This is a genomic window from Algibacter sp. L4_22, assembly GCF_023473045.1.
Lineage (GTDB): Bacteria > Bacteroidota > Bacteroidia > Flavobacteriales > Flavobacteriaceae > Algibacter.
The window spans coordinates 1-21,784 of record NZ_JAMCOK010000005.1 but is presented as its reverse complement, the minus strand read 5'-3'; the positions used below and the strand labels follow the sequence as shown (position 1 = coordinate 21,784).

14 protein-coding genes are annotated in these 21,784 nt (G+C 33.3%); 2 read left to right on the top strand and 12 right to left on the bottom strand.

Annotation, left to right across the window (positions count from 1 at the left end):
• Positions 1 to 38: 38 nt before the first annotated feature.
• The 3 genes from M4I23_RS13575 to M4I23_RS19960 all read right to left on the bottom strand — a co-directional run bounded on the left by M4I23_RS13575 (position 39) and on the right by M4I23_RS19960 (position 3,595).
• A complete protein-coding gene (locus M4I23_RS13575; protein ID WP_249754784.1) occupies positions 39 to 1,187 on the bottom strand; it encodes a Gfo/Idh/MocA family protein in 1,149 nt (382 codons plus the stop codon).
• A gap of 6 nt (positions 1,188 to 1,193) precedes the next feature.
• Positions 1,194 to 2,366 carry a sugar MFS transporter gene (locus M4I23_RS13570; protein WP_249754783.1) on the bottom strand — a complete coding sequence of 391 codons (1,173 nt, stop codon included), beginning with the start codon at positions 2,364 to 2,366 and terminating at the stop codon, positions 1,194 to 1,196.
• A gap of 197 nt (positions 2,367 to 2,563) precedes the next feature.
• A complete protein-coding gene (locus M4I23_RS19960; protein WP_249754782.1) occupies positions 2,564 to 3,595 on the bottom strand; it encodes an AraC family transcriptional regulator in 1,032 nt (343 codons plus the stop codon).
• Positions 3,596 to 3,804: 209 nt separating this feature from the next.
• Between M4I23_RS19960 and M4I23_RS13560 the strand changes: the two genes are divergently transcribed.
• Positions 3,805 to 6,630 carry a TonB-dependent receptor gene (locus tag M4I23_RS13560; protein ID WP_249754781.1) on the top strand — a complete coding sequence of 942 codons (2,826 nt, stop codon included), beginning with the start codon at positions 3,805 to 3,807 and terminating at the stop codon, positions 6,628 to 6,630.
• A 107-nt stretch (positions 6,631 to 6,737) separates the two neighbouring features.
• Here M4I23_RS13560 and M4I23_RS13555 read toward each other — a convergent pair whose 3' ends face one another.
• The 8 genes from M4I23_RS13555 to ilvD form a co-directional block, all read right to left on the bottom strand.
• Positions 6,738 to 8,966, bottom strand: coding sequence for a c-type cytochrome (locus tag M4I23_RS13555; RefSeq protein ID WP_249754780.1), 2,229 nt, complete (start codon positions 8,964 to 8,966; stop codon positions 6,738 to 6,740).
• Between the two features lie 284 nt (positions 8,967 to 9,250).
• A complete protein-coding gene (gene azu, locus M4I23_RS13550) occupies positions 9,251 to 9,760 on the bottom strand; it encodes an azurin (protein WP_158848257.1) in 510 nt (169 codons plus the stop codon).
• A gap of 167 nt (positions 9,761 to 9,927) precedes the next feature.
• Positions 9,928 to 11,520, bottom strand: a complete 1,593-nt coding sequence (locus M4I23_RS13545; protein ID WP_158848255.1) for an NADP-dependent glyceraldehyde-3-phosphate dehydrogenase — start codon at positions 11,518 to 11,520, stop codon at positions 9,928 to 9,930.
• Between the two features lie 253 nt (positions 11,521 to 11,773).
• Positions 11,774 to 13,033: a threonine ammonia-lyase IlvA gene (gene ilvA, locus M4I23_RS13540; RefSeq protein WP_249754779.1), complete on the bottom strand. Its 1,260-nt coding sequence runs from the start codon at positions 13,031 to 13,033 to the stop codon at positions 11,774 to 11,776.
• Between the two features lie 114 nt (positions 13,034 to 13,147).
• Positions 13,148 to 14,623: a ketol-acid reductoisomerase gene (gene ilvC / locus M4I23_RS13535; protein WP_249754778.1), complete on the bottom strand. Its 1,476-nt coding sequence runs from the start codon at positions 14,621 to 14,623 to the stop codon at positions 13,148 to 13,150.
• Positions 14,624 to 14,635: 12 nt separating this feature from the next.
• The gene (gene ilvN, locus M4I23_RS13530) at positions 14,636 to 15,172 is read right to left on the bottom strand and encodes an acetolactate synthase small subunit (protein ID WP_158848249.1); all 537 of its coding nucleotides are present in this window, start codon (positions 15,170 to 15,172) and stop codon (positions 14,636 to 14,638) included.
• Between the two features lie 21 nt (positions 15,173 to 15,193).
• Entirely contained in the window at positions 15,194 to 16,930 is a 1,737-nt protein-coding gene (gene ilvB / locus M4I23_RS13525) for a biosynthetic-type acetolactate synthase large subunit (protein ID WP_249754777.1), read from the bottom strand.
• A 36-nt stretch (positions 16,931 to 16,966) separates the two neighbouring features.
• The gene (ilvD, locus tag M4I23_RS13520; protein ID WP_249754776.1) at positions 16,967 to 18,655 is read right to left on the bottom strand and encodes a dihydroxy-acid dehydratase; all 1,689 of its coding nucleotides are present in this window, start codon (positions 18,653 to 18,655) and stop codon (positions 16,967 to 16,969) included.
• Between the two features lie 670 nt (positions 18,656 to 19,325).
• Between ilvD and metK the strand changes: the two genes are divergently transcribed.
• Positions 19,326 to 20,579: a methionine adenosyltransferase gene (metK, locus tag M4I23_RS13515; protein WP_158848243.1), complete on the top strand. Its 1,254-nt coding sequence runs from the start codon at positions 19,326 to 19,328 to the stop codon at positions 20,577 to 20,579.
• Positions 20,580 to 20,706: 127 nt separating this feature from the next.
• On the opposite strand, the gene M4I23_RS13510 is transcribed toward metK, so the two are convergent.
• The gene (locus M4I23_RS13510; protein WP_249754775.1) at positions 20,707 to 21,153 is read right to left on the bottom strand and encodes a protein-disulfide reductase DsbD domain-containing protein; all 447 of its coding nucleotides are present in this window, start codon (positions 21,151 to 21,153) and stop codon (positions 20,707 to 20,709) included.
• Between the last annotated feature and the right edge of the window lie 631 nt (positions 21,154 to 21,784).

Genomic DNA, 21,784 nt, shown 5'->3' with positions numbered 1-21,784 from the left:
ATCCCTAACGCAGCATCCGCCAATAGTAGTTTATATCGTTATTCTATTTTTGTCCAAGCAGCGTTCTTTTTATCACTTTCTACAGCTGCATAAATAAACCGCATACCTCGAATACCATCTTTCACCGTTGGATAATCTGGTTTTTCAATTGTTTCACCATTTAAAACTGCCATTAAATGCGTCGCAAAATTCTTATAAATAGTTGCAAAAGCTTCTAAATATCCTTCTGGGTGTCCTGCCGGAATACGAGAAACGTTTAGAGCTTCTTCATATAAATTATTACCATTTGGTGTAAATATTTTAACAGGCTCTTCTAACCAATGTGTAATTAATTGGTTCGGATTTTCTTGCTGCCATTCCAAACTTCCTTTTTCACCATAAACCTTTATAGCTAGATTATTTTCTTCACCTAAAGCAATTTGCGAAATAGACATGGTGCCTTTAGCTCCATTCTCCATGCGTAGTAATAAATTACCATCGTCATCAAGCACACGGCCTTCTCCAAACTTTCCTAAATCTGCAGCAAGTTCTTCAATTTTTAGTCCTGTAATATATTCAGCTAAATTTTCTGCATGCGTTCCAATATCACCTAAAGCACCGCCAATACCCGATTTACTCGGGTCTACTCGCCAAGACGCCTGCTTCTGTCCGGTTTGCTCTACTGCCGTAGACAACCAACCTTGCAAATATTGTACTTGTATTTTTCTAATTTTACCCAAATCACCTTTAGCAACCATAGCTCTCGCTTGCTTTACCATGGGGTGACCAGTGTAATTATGTGTTAAAGCAAAAAGTTTTCCGCTTTTTTCAATTATAGTTTCTAAAGCGATAGCTTCCTCTAAAGTTAACGTCATCGGTTTATCGCAAACCACATTAAACCCATGTTCTAAAGCTAATTTTGCAGGAGGAAAATGCATATGATTTGGTGTTACAATAGAAACAAAATCCATACGAACACCTTCAGGAAGTTCCTTTTCTTTTAAAATCATTTCTTCAAAACTACCATAGCATCTATCTTCTTGAAGGTATAATGCTTTACCCGATGTTTTAGACTTTTCTTCATTACTACTAAAAGCCCCGCAAACTAATTCTATCATGCCATCGATGGCTGCGGCTCTGCGGTGAACATCTCCAATGAATGATCCGGTGCCGCCACCTATCATTCCCATTCTTAATTTTCTTGTCATAACTACTTATGCTTGTTCTGTTTTATTTCTTTTTTTCATATAAAAATTTAAACCTAAAAAGGCCACAATAAGAATTGCTGGCAAAATAGACATGGTTCTTAAAGCTTCAGAAGCATTAGCATTATCCATCAATTTCCCCATAATTGGTAATACTAATGATACAGAAAACATACCTGCTCCTCCCATAATTGAAAGCCCTAGCGCTCCTGTTTCCGGCAAATATTCTGCCACAAAACCTAACATGGTTGGCCAAAAGAATGTAACGCCAATAGCAAAAACTGCTGCTGCAACAAAAGTCATTCCGCCACTAGTTACTGTTAACAACCATAAACCTATAAAAGTGAATATTGCTGAATATAATAGCATTCCTGAAGGTTTTAACCTATGTACAACTTGCCCAGCGAACAGTCTCCCTAAAGCCATAATACCGTTAATAAATGCTAATACTAAAAGTGGCACTGCAACAGATTCTTTTAAAAGCGATTCGATACGTTGGGTTGTTCCTAACTCTGAAGCTGCTGTTAAAAGCATGCAAAACACCATAAAGATGAATAAAGGTTTCCCGACGCTAGAGAACATTTTTTTATTACTAATCCCCATTTGTACACGCTCGGTGACCGGGAATTCTTGTCCAAAAAACAATACAGCATACAGCACTAATGGCACAAATAACGTTGAAACCATAATTTGCCAACTTAAGCCCATAACATCCATAACAAGCCACCCAATAATGGAACCTATTACGATACCACCAGGGAACCATACATGAAATCTATTTAGCATTTTTGTCTTTTCATTAGTATACATCGATGCTACCATTGGGTTTAAAGCCGCTTCTACCATACCATTACCGATACCAACAAATAATGTTGCTAGAAATAACGACGTCATTGAATCGGCCATAATGGTCCACACAATTCCTACGGCATGCATAGCAAAGGCAATCCAAGTAATTTTTTTAATTCCGAGAAAATCGACTAAAGGTCCGCCAAAAATCATGGCAATTGTAAAACCGAAAAAAGCCGGTGTAAACGCGTAACCAATTTGTTCTAATGTTAACCCAACTCCTTCTGGGCCAAAAACAGTTTCTAATCGTGCGCGTATAGCAAAAGTCATTGCCGTTGTAATTAATGCTAAACAACTCCCAAGAAAGAGTCGTTTCTTATTAATGTTTTCCATTTTAAAATATTTAGTTTGGTTGGTATATAAATTACAGCACCATATTGGTCATAACAAATAAGCTTCCCTTTATAAAAACTCTAAACTTTTTAAAGTATAGACTTAGGTATTGAAACAAAAAAGATATAGTAATTTCTACTTAGTGAAAGTATAAAATAGAATTTTAAATGGCGTGTATTATCATTCAGTGAAATAATTTAAACACAGTCTACCACATTTACAGCATAATTTAACCTATATGTATTAGGTGAGCATTTTTCATGCTTTTTAAAAACTGTTGCAAAGTATTGACTTGTTGCAAAACCACAGGTATAAGCAACTTCCGCAATGGTTAACTCGTTGTTTTCTTGAAGAATTTTTTTAGATAAATCGAGGCGCTTCATGGTTAAATAACGCATAGGCGTTACGTTTGTTAAACGCTTGCAATGGTGTGTAAACCTTGTCACCCCAACGCCAGCAGAATCTGCCATAAGTTCTACAGTCCAATTTTCGGATAAATTATTGACTAATTCATCTAAAAAAAACTTTACACTTCTTGAACTATCGGTTAGTTTTTCATCTAAAACAACATCGTCTGTATTTAATAAATCGAGTAAGAGAATCAGCAAATAATTGACTAATAGCCTGATTTTAGAAGCATTGCTCCCATTTTCATCGGTATTGATTGCCTTGTTAATCCTAAGAAAACAATCGCGAACTGTTTGATCGGTTTTCCAAATAGATTTTTCATTCTGCCTTAAAATAGTCGTTAATCGTCCTAAATCACTCGGCGTTAAAGTGATCCAATCTGGCCAAACCCAATCTTGATGAGGCCTTCGCACACCTAAATCGATAATAACCCAATAAAATTTCCCCATACCAACATATGGGTTTCCTACTTTATGAGCTTCCCACGGACGTGTAATTGTTAAATGATTTGGAGTAAGTAAAACCTCATTATTTTCTTGAGAATAAGGCATGGTACCCGATTCTAAAAAATGAAACTCAATACCTTCGTTACGATGCCAATCTAAACCCCAATCTTGTGGCTCATTTGCATCCCAATAGCCAATACTATTTAGCCCGATGGTATTTTCGTCTAATCGATCGCCAGGATAAGTATGCCTAGCTAAAGCTTTAAACTTTATTTTTTTTCTGTTAAACGCATCAATTAATGGCAAACAAGTATCTGCATGGTATACAATACCATCAGCCTCATAAGGCTCAATATTTATTTTGTTTACTTTCACTGAAATTATTTGAACATTAACACCACGCAAAATACACATTTTTTATGAATTAAAATTTGAGTTCCTTTAAAATTCAAACAAGACGTAATTTCGTGCCAATTTACATACTTGTTTGAATCCTTTCAGTGATAATATATAAACAGTAATGCGGATAAATTTTATAAATTTGTGTTCAAAAATCAACCAACTATTTTTACTCTCTACCACTTATGAATAGCATTAAATTACTAATATCCGTTTTGATATTGGCACAAACCTTATTAATTAACGCCCAATCATCTCTTAACGGAACAATTTCGGATAGTAACAATAATCCCATATCTGGTGCTACTGTTTTTTTAAACACAGAACCAATGCTTTTTAGCATAACAGATTCCGAAGGCAAGTACTACTTAACAAATACACCTAAAGGGAATTACATTTTAAGTATTTCGCATTTAGGGTTTAAACCTATCAATGATAATGTTAGACTGAAAGTTAATAACACTGAGTTATCATATAGCTTAGAGACCGATTTACTAAACTTACACACCGTAGTTATTACAGGAAATTTTACGCCTAAAATACAATTAGAATCGAGTACCTCAGTAAGTACTTTAAACACTAAAGCCTTAAGACAAATAGTTCCGCAAGGTACTGCAAGCTTATTGCAAAACATACCTGGAACTTTTGTAGATGCATCTGCTGGAGAAGTTTTTACAAGAGTTTACACGCGTGGCGTTTCGGCTGCAGCCGAAGATGATATGGGCTGGTATTACGTATCTTTACAGGAAGATGATTTACCTGTGAGCTTAGTACAACACTCGTACTATGGTCCAGATTTATTTCACCGTGTAGATTTAATGACAGCAAACGTTGAGGCCTTAAGAGGCGGTAGCGCCTCCATAACAGCCATGAATGCTCCTGGAGGTGTTTATAATTTTATTTCTAGACAAACCAACTCAGAAGAATTAACAGGAGAAGTACAACTACAAACCGGTATTCAAGGTGAAGGAAATCCATATTACCGAGCAGACGCTGTTTTAGGCAGCCAATTAGGAAATAATTGGAGTTTTAATGCTGGTGGACATTACAGACATGATGAAGGTGCAAGAAACACGGATTTTACGTTTAGTAAAGGAGGGCAATTTAAATTCAACTTAACTAAAGTAAACTCTCGTGGATATTTTAAACTTTACGGAAAGTATTTAAACGATTACACCAATAGATACAATGGTGTTGCAGCTACAAACTGGGACAATCCTGAAGCTGCTTTTGGACAAGATTTCAACTCCTCTGCTCTTTTAATGCCGTCTTACAATGCATCGATTCCCGATGGTCGTTATTTAGAAGACGGAAAAACAAATAGTTTTAATCCATCAAAAGGTGTACATGCAAAAAATTTAGCGATTGGGTTAGATTTGTTTCAGAACCTAAACCATAATTGGTCTATTAAAAATAATATGAAATTTTCGACCAAAAATGCAAATTGGCAAACCTCTATTAGTAACGCTTTTGTATCATTAAGCGACCCTACAACGTATTATTTACCAAGTAACGGAAATCCTTTTCCTGTTGGCCAAATTGTTTTTAAAAATACTCAAACAGGAGACGAAATGGCAAGAATTGATAACAGTCCTATTTTTGCAGGAAGTCCAATAAACTATCTAACCGAAAGCACATTACCTAACGATGCCGTTTTAGGAACATCTACTTGGTATAAAGACAACAATGCCGATGAGTTTATGCAACAATTAACCTTATTAAAAACTTGGGATAACCACGATTTTAGTTTTGGTTTTTCTACTGGTATATCTAATACTTCCGTTTTTACACAGGGTAGTTTTGCATTTTCTACTTACGAAAATAATCCAACGATGTTGGAGGTCACCTTAGAAAATCCTGGCGAACCGGTTCTTTATTTATCTGATGGGTATGGTGTAAGTAATTATGGTGGTTTATTTTTCACAAACAGTCGTGCCGATGTTTTTCAAGCAGCTACGTTTGTTAATGATATTTGGAAAATTTTAGATAACATTCAATTAGATTTAGGACTTCGTTATGAATCTATATACCATAAAGGCAGTAACGACCGTAGCGCTCCTTTTACACAAAATGGAGGTTTAGATGCAGATGAAACCACTATTTATGATAACAACATTTTACAACCAACAGGTGAACGTGATTCGTTTAATTTCAACTATAATTACTTATCATATTCAGCAGGTTTAAATATCAAATTAACCGAAGATGCTTCTCTATTTGGACGTTATTCAAGAGGAAACAAAGCACCAGAATTAAATTATTATTTCAACAATTTTGCTAACATACCTATTATTAATGCAGGTGAAGTACAAAAAATAAAACAAGCAGAATTAGGATTGAAATCAGCTTTAAAAGATTTCTCGTTTACAGCAACACTGTTTTGGAGTGAATTAAAAAACATTGGGGTTTCTAATTTTGAATTTGATGATAGTACAAGCAGTATTTTTTACACGCCAATACAATTTAACAGCTCTCAAACATTAGGCTTAGAATGGGAAACCATCTACAATCCTATTCAATATTTAACCTTTCGTTTTAATGGTGTTTTACAAAACCCAAAGGCAAAAAAATGGAATATTTATGATGCAGCAGGATCTGTTGACATAGCAGATGATAGCGTTATAAACTATTCTGGAAACAGATTACCTTTCAATCCAAAATTACTATTTAATCTGTCTGCAGAATTTCAGAAAGATAAAGTTTCATCTTTCATTAAATGGAAATATACAGGTAAACGTGAAGGTAACGTAGCCAACGCTTTTCAATTGGCCGCTTACAGTGTTTTTGATGCTGGTATAAGTTATCAAATAAACAAGAATTTAAGTGCTCGCGTATTAGCTAGTAACCTTTTAAACTCCGACGGACTAGCTAACTTTTTTGGAGCAAATTCTTTTGGAGCAAATGCCAATGGAGCAACTCAAGATTACATTAACAACAACCCAGATGCTAGTTTTATTATAGTTCCTATTTTACCAAGAGCTACATTACTTCAATTAGATTATACGTTTTAAAAAAGTTCTATTTCTTTTAACTCATTGTAAATTGATCGTATTATAAACAAAAAAAGTTGGATTTACATCCAACTTTTTTGTTTACTATATTAAATAATCTAATTTAATTAATCTTTATAAAGTTCTTCAATAGTCCAGTAATCTGCTCTATCTTTAGATTGCTCTCTAGCATTTCTAACCACTTTTTTATGAACGTAATCTGCCTCATTCATAGCTCTAACATAACTAAGTACATCTGCAATCCATTGATCACTATTAGATTTCAACGACATCATGATACCGTATTCTTTACCTTCTATTGGTCCAATTAATCCATTTAATAAAATTTTACTTAATTTACCTTTATCACCTAAAACACGTGTGCTTCCTATTAATGTTGGAGCGATTAATGTTCCATCTTCAGTTGGCACACCTTTTAAATTAGCACCATGACAAGTAATACATAATTGCTTATAAGCATCATATCCTTTAAGAATACTTTTCTTTTCCCCAACACCACGGTTAGAAATTAGAGTTTTTAACTGGATTAGCTTAGAATCATCTTTCTTTAAACTTTCTACAACCGAATGCGACACAATTTCATGACCTTCATACTTGACATTAATAGCATTTAATAACTCTGTTGCTTGTTTATCTTTACTGTAACGTAAACTTAATGCTAACTGATTTACTACATCAATATCAGCATCAGAAATTAACGTTTCCATATCTTTAAATAAATCGGTATCTCCTGCTTTCAAGAAATTCTCACTTAATCTAATAGCTGTTAAACGTACACGAGGATCTTCATCTGTAAATTTTTCTACAATTAATGCTTTATCAACATTACCCAATCCTTCTAAAGTCCAAAGCGCTGTTACACGTTCAATTCCAAAGTCCTTATCATTATTAAATAAACCATCTAAAAATGATGTATTATCTCTTACAATAGCTTGTAATTCCGGAACTACTGATTGATCATCTTTTAAAATGATTAATTTCTGTGCGGTATTACGATACCATCCATTTGGATGTCCTAAATATTGAATTAACTCGTAAGCTTTTTTTCCGAGAAGGTTAGGCTTTACATCTGTTTCAATATCTTCATGAACAATTCTATAAATACGCCCTTTCCCAATATTTTTATCTAATTCTTTACGGATAATTACAGGGCGTAATGAACTTCCTTTTCTAGTCCAGTTACTTTCCTGAATAATACCACGATACATATCAACGATATAAAGTGATCCATCTGGACCTGTTTTAGCCTGTATTGGTCTAAAGTTTAAATCGGTCGATGCCATAAACTCTGTTTTATCATAAGCATTATAAAGTACACGTTTACCATCTTCAACTTTTACTTTTGCACGACGAATTAAACGCCCAACAGGTTCTGGTATAAATAAATCGCCATAAGTAGATGGAGGTAATTTATGTCCACGGAATATTTCTTGTCCGGCAACACCTGTAAAATGGTTAAGCGTATTATCTTCACGTAAACGTTTTGGACCACCTTGAACATCTGGAGTACCTACAATAGGCCATGGTTCCATGAAACCTTCTGCTAATCTTCCTGCTGGATTGTAATCACCATAAACTGCTGGTTGCTGAAACCCATATGCTGGGTTTTCACTACCTGCCGAAGAGTAATACATAACACCCATATCATCTTGAGATAATCCCCATTGACCACTTGGCATATTCTCTAGAGAATCTACAATAACTTCATTCTTTTTAAATTTAAAACGTAATGGATTGTATGTGGTATAAACCCAATTATCTAAATTCCAAATTAATCCACTTTGTTGATGTTCTAAATTTCCTCCACGGCGGTCTGGATTATAATACACACGTTCCTTTTTATCGGCAACACCATCTCCATTTGTATCTTTATAACTCCATAAATCGTACGAATATGTTTCATTTACAATCAACTCATTTTCTAAAGGTAATATCATTCTAGGTAACAATAAGCTATCAATAAATACCGTACTCTTGTCCATTTTACCATCGCCATCCAAATCTTCTAGTAACTTAATTTTACTAATAGACCTGTTAGTTCCACTGCCGTCAACATCTTGCATATAAGTATTCATTTCTGCTACGTACATACGTCCGTTACCATCCCATGCAATAGCTACTGGTTCATCTACCATAGGCTCACTTGCTACAAGTTCAACTTTGTACCCTTCAGGTAAATAAAAAGATTCTAAACTTTCTTCGGGTGAAAGAAACTTTGAAGATGCTTCTCTAACAATCTCAGGCTTTTCATAGATTTTGTCTACATATTCCTTTTTCTTACAATTGAAAAAAGACAAAACAATAAGTAATAAAGCGCACGTTTTTTTAATTCTCATATTTGGTTAGTTTATTTTATTTATAATTGAAAGCATTAATACTAATGCAAATAATTAATAGCTTTAAATTTATAATGAAAACAAGACTGTCTCTATAAATTATAATTTTAAAACTATAACAAATGTTTCAGAACAAGAGATTTTCGAATGATTAATAAAAACAAATCGAAAAACAGTACTGTGATTGGGTATTGCTATTCAAACAAAAAGTCCTCATTATTGTTAAAAACTTAAATAAGATTAACAAAAACAAAGACTTAAAATATTTTATAATGTTTACAATTTTATTCTACTATTAACTTCCCTTTCATCATTACATAATGCCCAGGGAAACTACATAAAAAATCGTACGTTCCTGGTTCTGGAGCATCAAACTCTACTATAGATGTTTCGCCAGCACCAACAATATCAGTATGAGCAATAACATCTTTACCATTATCTGGAATGTATTGTGTTGCTTTGGCTGTAGCTGCTTTATTTCCAAATGCTGAAAGACTTACCCCTTTTTTAAGTAAAACGAAATTATGTCCCATGACATTTTTATCCATTTTACCAATATGCTTTAATGTGATTTTAATTTTTTCCCCAGCTTTTACTTTAATTTCTTTCTTATTAAATTGCATGGCATCATTTCCTGTAATAACCACATCGTTGGCGTTACTTTCAACTGTTTTTACAACCTCTGTCTTTTTATCATAAGAAAAGCCTTCTTTCTTCTTTTCTTCTTTTCCTCCACATCCTATTAATACTACTGCAGAACACGCAGCAACTAATACATACTTTGCTATTTTCATTTTAGTCATTTTAGTTTAAATTAAATTTTTACAGGAATCTTCAATGTATCAAATATACATATATAAAGGCTTCTAGTAGTGCAATATTTTTCAGTGAAAAATTCTGCACTACTAGAAGCCTAAAGATAAAATTATTTTTTCAGGTAATTTATGTGATTTTCTCTTTATTATAGAATATAGTCTGTGCTAATAAAGTTAGATGTTTTCTTCTCTAATAATTCTTTTAAAATAGCATTATTATAAGCGTTATCTTTTGAAGCAACAAAGGTTCTAATTGAAAAAGAACGTAAAGCATCGTGCACACTTAATGTTCCATAAGCCGAATCTTTTCTTCCTGTAAAAGGATAAACATCTGGTCCACGTTGGCATGAGCTGTTTAAATTTACTCGGCAAACTAAATTAACCAAAGTATCAATTAACGGTGAAAGTGTATGCACATTTTGACCAAACAAACTTACTTGTTGTCCATAATCAGACTCTGCCATATCATGAAGAGGTTCTTCGATATCTGAAAAAGAAACCACTGGTACCACTGGTCCAAATTGTTCTTCTTTAAATACACGCATATCTTTTGTTACAGGATAAAGTACCGCTGGAAAAATAAAATTATCTGTAGTTTCTCCTCCTTTTTTATTTAAAATTTCTGCACCTTTATCTTTAGCATCATCAATTAATTCTTGAATATACCCTGGCTTCTCTTTCTCTGGAAGTGGTGTTAATTTTGCTCCTGCTTCCCATGGGTTTCCAAATTTAAGTTGATCTACTTTAAAAGCAAACAATCTATTAAATTCTTCGACAACCGATTCGTGAACATATATTACTTTTAAAGCCGTACAGCGTTGTCCGTTAAACGAAAGTGTTCCCGCTAAACATTCTTCTACTGCTAAATCTAAATCGGCATCTGGTAAAACTATTGCTGGGTTTTTAGCTTCTAAACCTAAAACCATACGCAATCTATTCCCTTTTGGATGCTGCGCTTGCAATGCATTTGCAGATTCACTATTACCTATTAAAGCCAACACATCAATTTTACCCGATTGCATAATTGGTGTTGCCAAAACACGACCACGACCATAAACAATATTAACGACGCCTTTTGGAAAACTACTCTGAAAAGCTTCTAGTAAAGGTGAAATTAATAGTACACCTATTTTTGCTGGTTTAAACACTACAGGATTCCCCATGATTAATGCAGGAATTAACAGTGTAAAAGTTTCATTTAAAGGATAATTATATGGCCCTAGGCATAATACTACACCTAATGGACCACGACGAATATGTGCATAAACCCCAGAGTTTTTCTCGAATTTTGCCGAGTCTCTATCTATTTGTTTATATCCTTCAATGGTATCATAAATATAATCGACTGTTCTATCAAACTCTTTTTCAGAATCTGGTAAGTTTTTTCCAATTTCCCACATCAAAAGTTTTACAACTTCTTCGCGTTTGGTTTTCATTTCTTCAACAAACTTTTCCATGCAAGCAATTCTATCAATCACTTTCATAGTTGGCCATAAACCTTGTCCTTTATCATAGGCATTAGTTGCAGATTCTAAAGCCTCTAAAGCTTCGGCTTCTCCTAACTGAGGAATGGTACCTAATACGGTTGGTTTATAATCTTTAGTAGATGAAATCGTAGAATATACTTCTGCCGTTTCTCCTTCCCAGTGTTTAAGTTCTCCATTAACCAAATAAGTTGATTGGTGAAATAAAGAATCTATCTTATATGCTTCTGGAATTTCTTGAAATTTAGTTTTCATATTAAAATATTGTATTTTGTAGTAAAGTAAAGGTATTAATATTCTCATCGAAATGAGAACAAAACAGCTCCAATCTACTAAAAAATACAGTATTATTAATATATTAATTAGAACGAAATAAGATACTTACAACTCAAACGTTTGCGTTAAAATATAAATTATAAAACTACGATACCTCAAAAAACATCTTAAAACCTATATAATAAACGGGAAATTAAAAAGAATTTAAAATTATGTTTTATAAAATTTGAAACTACACTAAAAACTGAAATAAATCGGGCTTATCATTTAAGTAATCTCCAAAGAAATTTCGTTCTTTCATTTTGGTTATAAGCGGTTCTAAATCTTTTGCAGATTTAAGTACAATACCAACTACAGCTGAACCGTTTTCACGATTTGTTTTTTTAGCGTATTGAAAATGTGTAATATCATCGTCTGGTCCTAAAATTTCAACAACAAATTCTTTTAAAGCTCCAGCTCTTTGCGGAAATTTCACAATAAAATAATGCTTTAAATTAGCATACAGCAAGGCACGTTCTTTTATTTCTGCTGTTCGGGTTATATCATTATTACTCCCAGAAACTACACAAACTACGTTTTTTCCTTTTATTTCTTCTGCATAAAAATCTAATGCAGATATACTTAAAGCTCCAGCAGGTTCTACCACGATAGCATCCTTGTTATAAAGTTCTAAGATTGTTTCGCACACTTTACCTTCCGGAACAGTTATCATGGCATGTAAATTTTCTTTACAGATTGCAAAGGTTAAGTCGCCTACTCGTTTTACCGCTGCGCCATCAACAAATTTTTCTATGTTCTGGATTTCAGTGTTCTTATTATTTTTGATTGAAGTGGTCATAGATGGAGCACCTTCTGGTTCCACACCAATAATTTTAGTATTAGGAGAAAGTTCTTTAAAAACAGTTGATAAACCAGATGCCAATCCGCCACCACCAACAGCTATAAATACATAATCTATAGGTTCTGTGGCTTGTTCTAAAATTTCAAGTCCAACAGTACCTTGACCTTCAATAACTTTTTCATCATTAAAAGGGTGAATAAAGCTCTTACCTAATGCTGTACATTCTTCAGCTGCGGCATTGTTGGCATCATCAAACGTATCTCCTTCGAGTTTAATATTGATAAAATCGCCACCAAACATTTTAACTTGTTCTATTTTCTGATTTGGCGTTGGTGTAGGCATATAAATAGTGCCTTTGATTTTAAGTAATTTACAAGATAAAGCCACACCTTGCGCATGGTTTCCTGCACTAGCACAAACTACTCCATTTTGAGCTTCCTCTTGAGTTAGAGAACTTATTTTATTATAAGCACCACGTATTTTATACGAGCGTACTTGCTGTAAATCTTCTCGTTTTAAAAAAATATTAGCTTCAAAATTTTCTGAAAGACGAAGGCTTTGCCCTAAAGGCGTAACTGCCGACACTTTTTTTATAGTATCAGCAGCTCGCTTTATATTATTAATACTAGGAAAGTAAGTGATCTCCTTCATTAATTTTTAATTTTAGTAACCAGCAAGATTTACGAAATCTTACAGGTTGTTTTATTTAACAAGACCTGTCAAGTTAATAAAAACTTGACAGGTCTAAAATATTTATTTAAATCCTTAAACTATTGGCTTCATAGCCGTCATAGATGCTCTTAAAAACGTTCCAACTTTTTCAACTGGGTGATTTCTTAAAGCAGCATTTACTTCAATTAATTTAGCATTATCTACACCTGCACCATTACTAGTAGCATAAGGTTTTCCGATAATATCAGTATCAACTGTTTTCATGAAATCTGCTAATAAAGGCTTACAAGCGTGATCGAATAAATAACATCCGTACTCAGCAGTATCAGAAATTACAGCGTTCATTTCATATAATTTACGTCTTGCAATTGTATTTGCTATAAGTGGAGTTTCGTGTAAAGACTCATAATAAGCCGATGCTTCGATAATTCCAGAATCTGTCATAGCTTCAAAAGCTAATTCTACACCTGCTCTTACCATAGCAACCATTAATACACCATTATCATAAAATTCTTGTTCAGAAATTTCAACATCACCAGCTGGTGTTTTTTCAAATGCAGTTTCTGCAGTTGCAGCTCTCCACCCTAATAAATCTTTATCATCGTTAGCCCAATCTGCCATCATACCTGCAGAAAAACGACCTTCAATAATATCATCCATATGTTTTTGGAATAATGGACGCATTATATCTTTTAATTCTTCTGAAAGTTCAAAAGCTTTAATTTTTGCTGGATTAGAAAGACGATCCATCATGTTAGTAATACCACCATATTTAAGACCTTCTGTAATAGTTTCCCATCCATATTGAATTAATTTAGAAGCATAACCTACATCGATTCCTTTTTCTACCATTTTATCGAAACAAAGGATAGATCCTGTTTGAAGTAAACCACATAAAATAGTTTGCTCTCCCATTAAATCGGACTTTACTTCAGCAATAAAAGAAGATGCTAAAACACCTGCTTTATCACCTCCAGTTGCTGCAGCGTAAGCTTTTGCTTGTGCCCAACCTTTTCCTTCTGGATCGTTTTCTTCGTGAACCGCTATTAAAGTTGGCACACCAAATCCTCTTTTATATTCTTCTCTTACTTCTGTCCCTGGACATTTTGGAGCTACCATGATTACTGTTAAATCTTCACGAACTTGAGTTCCTTCTTCAACAATATTAAAACCGTGAGAATAAGATAATGTTGCTCCTTTTTTCATTAAAGGCATTATCGCTTTTACTACACTTGTATGTTGTTTATCTGGTGTTAAGTTTAATACTAAATCTGCAGTAGGAATTAACTCTTGGTAAGTACCAACAGTAAAACCATTATCGCTTGCATTTAAAAAAGATTGGCGTTTTTCTGCAATGGCAGCGTCACGAAGTGTATAAGAAATATCTAAACCAGAATCTCTCATATTCAATCCTTGGTTTAAACCTTGTGCACCACAACCTACTATAACAATTTTTTTACCTTTTAAAGCATTTACACCATCTTCAAATTCCGAAGAGTCCATAAATCTACATTTAGATAATTGATTTAATTTATCTCTTAATGATAAGGTGTTAAAATAATTTCCCATTTTATAATTTAATTAGTATTTATTATTGAAGGCTTTAAGCACTTCTGTTACTTTCATTTCTTCTTTAGTCACTGCAATCCTTCCCGAACGCACAAACTGCATAATGCCATAAACACTTAGTTCCTTACGTAAATTTTCAATTTCTAGACGTCGTCCAGATTTTTCTAAAACGAAAAAATCTTTATTTACGGTTACAATTCGAGCATAACTTTCTTTTATAATATTCTGAATTTGAGGTTCGTTAAACAATAATTCAGATCTTATTTTAAACATACTCGATTCTGTAAAAATAGTATCATCTTCAATATGATAAAATGCACGAATAGTTTCTACTTGTTTTTCTATTTGTTTAACAATTTTTATGGCTTGTTCTTCGCACATATTGACAACAATAACAAAGCGATTTACACCATCAATTTCCGATTGTGAAGTTGTTAAACTTTCTATATTGATGTGTCTACGTTGAAAAATAGCTGAAATACGATTTAATAACCCGATATTATTTTCGGTATAAATTGAAATCGTAAATGATTGTATATCTTGATTCATTTTATTTTAGATCTTAATTTATTAGCACAATCTTACATCTGAAACTGAAGCTCCGGTTTCAATCATTGGAAAAACGTTTCCTTCTTTCTCTACGCAAACTTCTAAGAAATACGATTCTTTAGATTCAATCATTTCCTTTACTGCATCTGCCAACTCTTCACGTTTTTCAACTTTCCTAGCTTTGATATAATAGCCTTCTGCAATAGCCACAAAGTTAGGATTTGTCATTTCGGTTGATGCATAGCGCTTATCGAAAAACAACTGTTGCCATTGGCGCACCATTCCTAAAAACTCGTTATTTAAAACTACAATTTTAACAGGTGTTTTTTGCTGAAAAATAGTTCCTAATTCTTGAATATTCATTTGAAAACCACCATCACCAATAATAGCAACCACCTCGCGATCTGGCGCTGCCATTTTAGCTCCAATAGCTGCTGGAAGAGCAAAGCCCATAGTTCCTAAACCACCCGAAGTAATATTACTTTTTGTGATATTAAAATCGGCATAACGACAAGCAATCATTTGGTGTTGCCCAACATCGGAAACTATAGCAGCATTACCTTTAGTCTCAATATTTATCTGTTTTATCACTTCACCCATGGTTAAGCCTTCTTTACTTGGCGAAAGATCTTCTTTAATAACCTTTTCGAACTCAATAGCATACAAATCTTTAAATTCTTGTAACCAAGCCTCATGAGTTGCTTCATTTAATAAAGGAAGTAATTGTGATAAACTATCTTTAGAATTTCCCAAAACAGCCACTTCTGTTTTTACATTTTTATCAATCTCCGCAGGATCAATTTCAAAATGAATCACTTTAGCTTGCTTTGCATAGGTTTTTAAATTTCCTGTAACACGATCATCAAAACGCATACCAATAGCAATTAACACATCGCATTCATTGGTTAATACATTAGGAGCATAATTACCGTGCATACCAACCATACCAATATTTAATGGATGAGAAGTTGGTACTGCTGAAGCTCCAAGAATGGTCCAAGCTGAAGGAATTCCCGCTTTTTCAATTACAGCTTTTAATTCTGCTTCGGCTTTACCTAAAATAACACCTTGGCCCCAAACAATCATTGGTTTTTTTGCTGCGTTAATTAATTTTGCAGCAGCTTTAACAGCTTCTTTATCTGTTTTTGGTATGGGATTATAACTTCTTATTCCCGTACATTTTTCATATTTAAAATCGAATTCTTCCAACTGAGCATCTTTAGTAATATCTACTAAAACCGGTCCCGGACGCCCACTCTTAGCAATATAAAATGCTTGAGCTATAGCTTCTGGAATTTGAGATGCTTTGGTTACTTGGCAATTCCATTTTGTAACTGGTGTAGAAATACCAACAATATCAGTTTCCTGAAAAGCATCACTACCTAACAAATGCGAAGCGACTTGCCCAGTAATACACACTATTGGTGTAGAATCTATTTGAGCATCAGCAATACCTGTTATTAAATTTGTTGCACCAGGTCCTGAAGTTGCCATAGCAACCCCAACTTTTCCTGAAATACGTGCATAACCTTGTGCTGCATGCGCAGCTCCTTGTTCATGACGTGTTAACACGTGATGAATTTTGTGTTGAAATTTATACAATTCGTCGTAAACAGGCATAATTGCACCACCTGGATAACCGTAAAGTATATCTACTCCTTCGGCTAATAAGCAATGAATAATGGCCTCGCTACCAGTAATTCGCATAGTCTCTTGCGTCTTACCTTCCTGTTTTTCTATGGTTTGAGTGTCTTTCATCTCTATATATTTTCGTCTTGCTCTTGTAATCGTTTGTTAAAACGCATCCGTTACACAGCCTTTAGAAGCCGATGCAACAGATTTTGCATATTTATATAATATTCCTTTTGTATGTTTTAATTTTGGCTGAACCCATTGTGTTTTTCTTTCTGCCAATTCTTCATCAGAAAGTAATACGTTGATAGAATTATCTTCAGCACTAATTTTTATTTTATCACCCGTTTTTAATAAACCAATGGTTCCGCCTTCTTGTGCTTCTGGCGTAATATGCCCAACAACAAAACCGTGTGTTCCTCCAGAAAAACGACCATCTGTAATTAATGCAACAGATTTACCTAAACCTGCTCCCATAATTAATGAGGTTGGTTTTAGCATTTCTGGCATTCCTGGACCTCCTTTTGGACCTACATATCTAATAACAACAACATCGCCTCTTTCTACTTCTCCATTTGAAATCCCAGTATTTGCAGCTTGCTCACCATCGTAAACAACAGCTTTTCCTTCAAATAATAAACCTTCGTTTCCTGATATTTTTGCTACAGCACCTTCCGTTGCTAAGTTCCCGTAAAGGATTTGCAAGTTCCCTGAAGATTTTAATGCTTTATCTTTTGGATATATAACGTCTTGACTATCTTCATCAAACGAAAGTGCTTCAACATCTTTTAAATTTTCAGCTAAAGTTTTTCCGGTTACCGTCATACAATCACCGTATAAATAACCATTATCTAATAAATATTTCATTACAGCTGGAGTTCCACCAACACCATGAACATCTTCCATTAAATATTTTCCACTAGGTTTTAAATCTGCTATTAAAGGCGTTCTATCGCTAACACGTTGAAAATCTTCTAATGTAAATTCGATATCTGCAGCATGAGCAATTGCTAAAAAGTGCAATACAGCATTTGTAGATCCACCCAATGCGTTTACAAGTGCAATAGCATTTTCAATAGATTTTTTAGTAATAATATCTAAAGGCTTTAAATCTAACTCCAAAAGGTTTTTGATAGCAATAGCTGTTCTCTCACTTTCAGATAATTTATTTGGATTCTCAGCAGGAATAGAAGAATTATAAGGTAATGCAAATCCCATACACTCTATTGCAGAAGCCATAGTGTTTGCTGTATACATCCCTCCACAAGCTCCCGCTCCTGGTATAGCACTTTTTATAATATCTCTATATTCTTCTTCACCAATTTCGCCTGCAACTTTTTGTCCTAAAGCCTCAAAAGCTGAAACAATGTTTAATTTTCTTCCTTTATACTTACCTGACGCTATCGTACCACCATACATCATAATTGACGGACGATTTAAGCGTAACATAGCTATAACAGCTCCTGGCATATTTTTATCGCAACCAACAACAGAAACAAGTGCATCATAACTTTGAGCATTCATTACCGTTTCAATAGAATCTGCAATAATATCACGAGAGGCTAAAGAGTAATTCATACCCGAAGTTCCCATTGAAATACCATCACTAACACCAATAGTATTAAACCCCAAACCAACCAAATTGGCTATTTTACACTCTATTTTAACTTCTGCGGCTAAATTATTTAAATGCATATTACAGGGGTTACCATCGTAACCTGTGCTTGCAATGCCCACTTGGGCTTTTTTCATATCCTCATCGGTCAATCCTACCGCATATAACATCGCTTGAGATGCTGGTTGAGATTCATCTTGAGTTAACCTTCTACTATGTTTATTGAGTTCCTTCATTTTTGTTGCGGATAATTTTATCTTTTACTATATTTTTATTTTAAAAATTTATGAAATTGTGAATTCCATTAAAAACTCTTCATTATCTAAAATAATAATCGAAATTAATTTATTAGGATTTTAATTCGATTTTTAATTCGATTTATCGGTTAAATTCACAAACATCAAACACATGCTAAACAATTATAAATCAGTATTTTAATTCAGTATTTTTACTATGCCCAAAAAGTGAAAAATTTACAATAAAAAAAGGCTTCTATAAAAGGGAGGCTTTTTGACATATTTAGATTTTTAAAAACCGTTTTACAAGCCTTATGAAATAATCATAATAACATTAATAGAAGCATTAATTAAAGACTTATTCTTCATGTAATACTATAAATTAATTCCTTCTATATCAGAAACGTTTAATTTATCTATTCAAATATTTATAAATAAAAATTATTAAGCAAATTTTAGGTTAAAAAAGTCTAAATGAATTAACAATTCCTTTTATTTTTCTATTTTTGCAGCCACATATAACAGAGGAAAGATTTGACTGATTGCAACCTCTTTGTACTAAATAAATTTTCAAAACAAATTGAAAAGAACTCAGTACAAATAAAAATGCTAAAGGCAGTGTAAACTTCCTTCGACGTTTTCGTCAAATCTTGCTATAAAATAATATAATATGGCTTATTTATTTACTTCAGAAAGTGTTTCTGAAGGACACCCAGATAAGGTGGCGGATCAAATTAGTGATGCGTTAATCGACAATTTTTTAGCTTTTGATACCGAATCGAAAGTAGCATGCGAAACCCTAGTTACTACTGGACAAGTAGTACTTGCCGGTGAAGTGAAATCAACAACTTATTTAGATGTTCAAAAAATTGCTAGAGATACTATCAATAAAATTGGATATACTAAAGGAGAGTATATGTTTGATGGAAATTCGTGTGGCGTACTTTCCGCTATTCACGAACAATCAGACGATATTAGTCAAGGTGTAGATCGCGGAACCAAAGAAGAACAAGGTGCAGGAGATCAAGGTATGATGTTTGGTTATGCTAGTAATGAAACAGAAAATTTCATGCCATTAGCTTTAGATTTGTCTCACAGGATTTTAAAAGTTTTAGCAGAATTACGTCGCGAAAATAAAGATATTACTTACTTAAGACCAGATTCAAAAAGTCAAGTAACTATTGAATATAGTGATGATAATGTACCACAACGTATTGATGCCATCGTAGTTTCTACACAACATGATGATTTTGATGCCGACGATATTATGCTTGCAAAAATCAGAAAAGATATTGTTGAAATTTTAATTCCACGCGTAATTTCAGATTTACCTGAAACTATTCAGAATTTATTCAATAACGATATTAAATATCATATAAACCCTACTGGTAAATTTGTTATTGGTGGACCTCATGGTGATACTGGTTTAACTGGTAGAAAAATTATTGTAGATACTTACGGTGGTAAAGGCGCACATGGTGGTGGTGCTTTCTCAGGAAAAGATCCAAGTAAAGTAGACAGAAGTGCTGCTTATGCTACAAGACATATTGCTAAAAATTTAGTAGCAGCAGGTGTTGCTAGTGAAGTTTTAGTACAAGTTAGTTATGCTATTGGTGTTGTTGAACCTATGGGAATCTTTATAGATACTTACGGAACTTGTACCTTTAATATGACCGACGGAGAAATAGCTGAAAAAGTTTCAGAACTTTTCGATATGCGTCCATTTGCTATCGAAGAGCGTTTAAAACTTAGAGCACCTATATATAGCGAAACCGCTGCATACGGACACATGGGGCGTAAAAATGAAACGGTTACTAAATCATTCTCACAACCAAACGGTGAATCAATAACATTAGATGTTGAATTATTTACTTGGGAGAAATTAGATTATGTGGATAAAGTAAAAGCTGCTTTCGGATTGTAATATCTCTGAGTAAACTTTAAATAATAAAAAAAGTGATCAACTAAGTTGATCACTTTTTTTATATAATAACATCAACTGCTATTTCCTTATTATTAATAACGACATAAATATAGCTTTAAAGACTAAATTAATCTATCGTAAACAACAAATCCTCATCTGTTGGAGATAAACATCTACTATCGTTACATACCATAAAATTAACCACAGCTTCTACAGTAAAGCTCTTTTTAGTTTTAATCTTTATACGCTGTTTAAAAATAGCCTTATTATCAAAATATTTTATCTTCATTCCAAAAATAGGATCATCTACAACATGACCTTCATCTTCTTTAGTATTCCCCTTTTTAAGAAATTTACCATTTCCATCAAAACTAAAACTCGTTGCTATAGGTCCATCCTCTGGAACCGTTTGCGAATATAAATGCCAACCAGAATCTATAGTTGCTGTTGCTATTAAATCAAATTCGGTATCCGATACCCTATTAACTGAAGTTTCCCAATTCACAGGCTCTAATATTTGAGCTTGCGTTATGTTTAAAGCTAGAACTGCAACAATTATAAATATACTTTTCATAAAACAATAGTTTTTTAAATTTTCATAAAGATTAAATCAATTATTGAGCCATAATTTAAAATAACAGCACGAAATTAAACATGTCTATAATTTAATAAGGATAATTAATTGAAGTAAATCTACGAAAACTTAAAATGACCCGTTTACATATAGATAACAATTAATTCCCAATACCTCTAGATATAAAGCTTATTAATATTTTACTAAAAAGTAAAAAAGATAAGTGCTATGAGAAAGACGTAACTTTATAAAAAGCGAAAACTCTAAATCATTACAATTTAGAGTTTTCTTTAATTCTCCCTAAGAACTAATTAATAGCTTTACAAAGATAAGACAAATAAAGGCTATTAAAAATGCGTAGTTGTACGTATTTTTCTATTTAATAATGTTATTCCACACTATAATAACAGATTGTTCCGTCAAAAAATTCACATGAACAACTAAATTTTATCGCTTAGCTTGAATTATAACCTAAGTTAGACTTTGTCTTAAAAAACTATAACTTACTCATATAAAGAGTCTTATAATTCAGTTTTTCATTTAAGTTTATAACAAAAAAAATCCTCAACAATTTCTTGTTGAGGATTAAAAAAGGCAACGACCTACTCTCCCACAAATGCAGTACCATCGG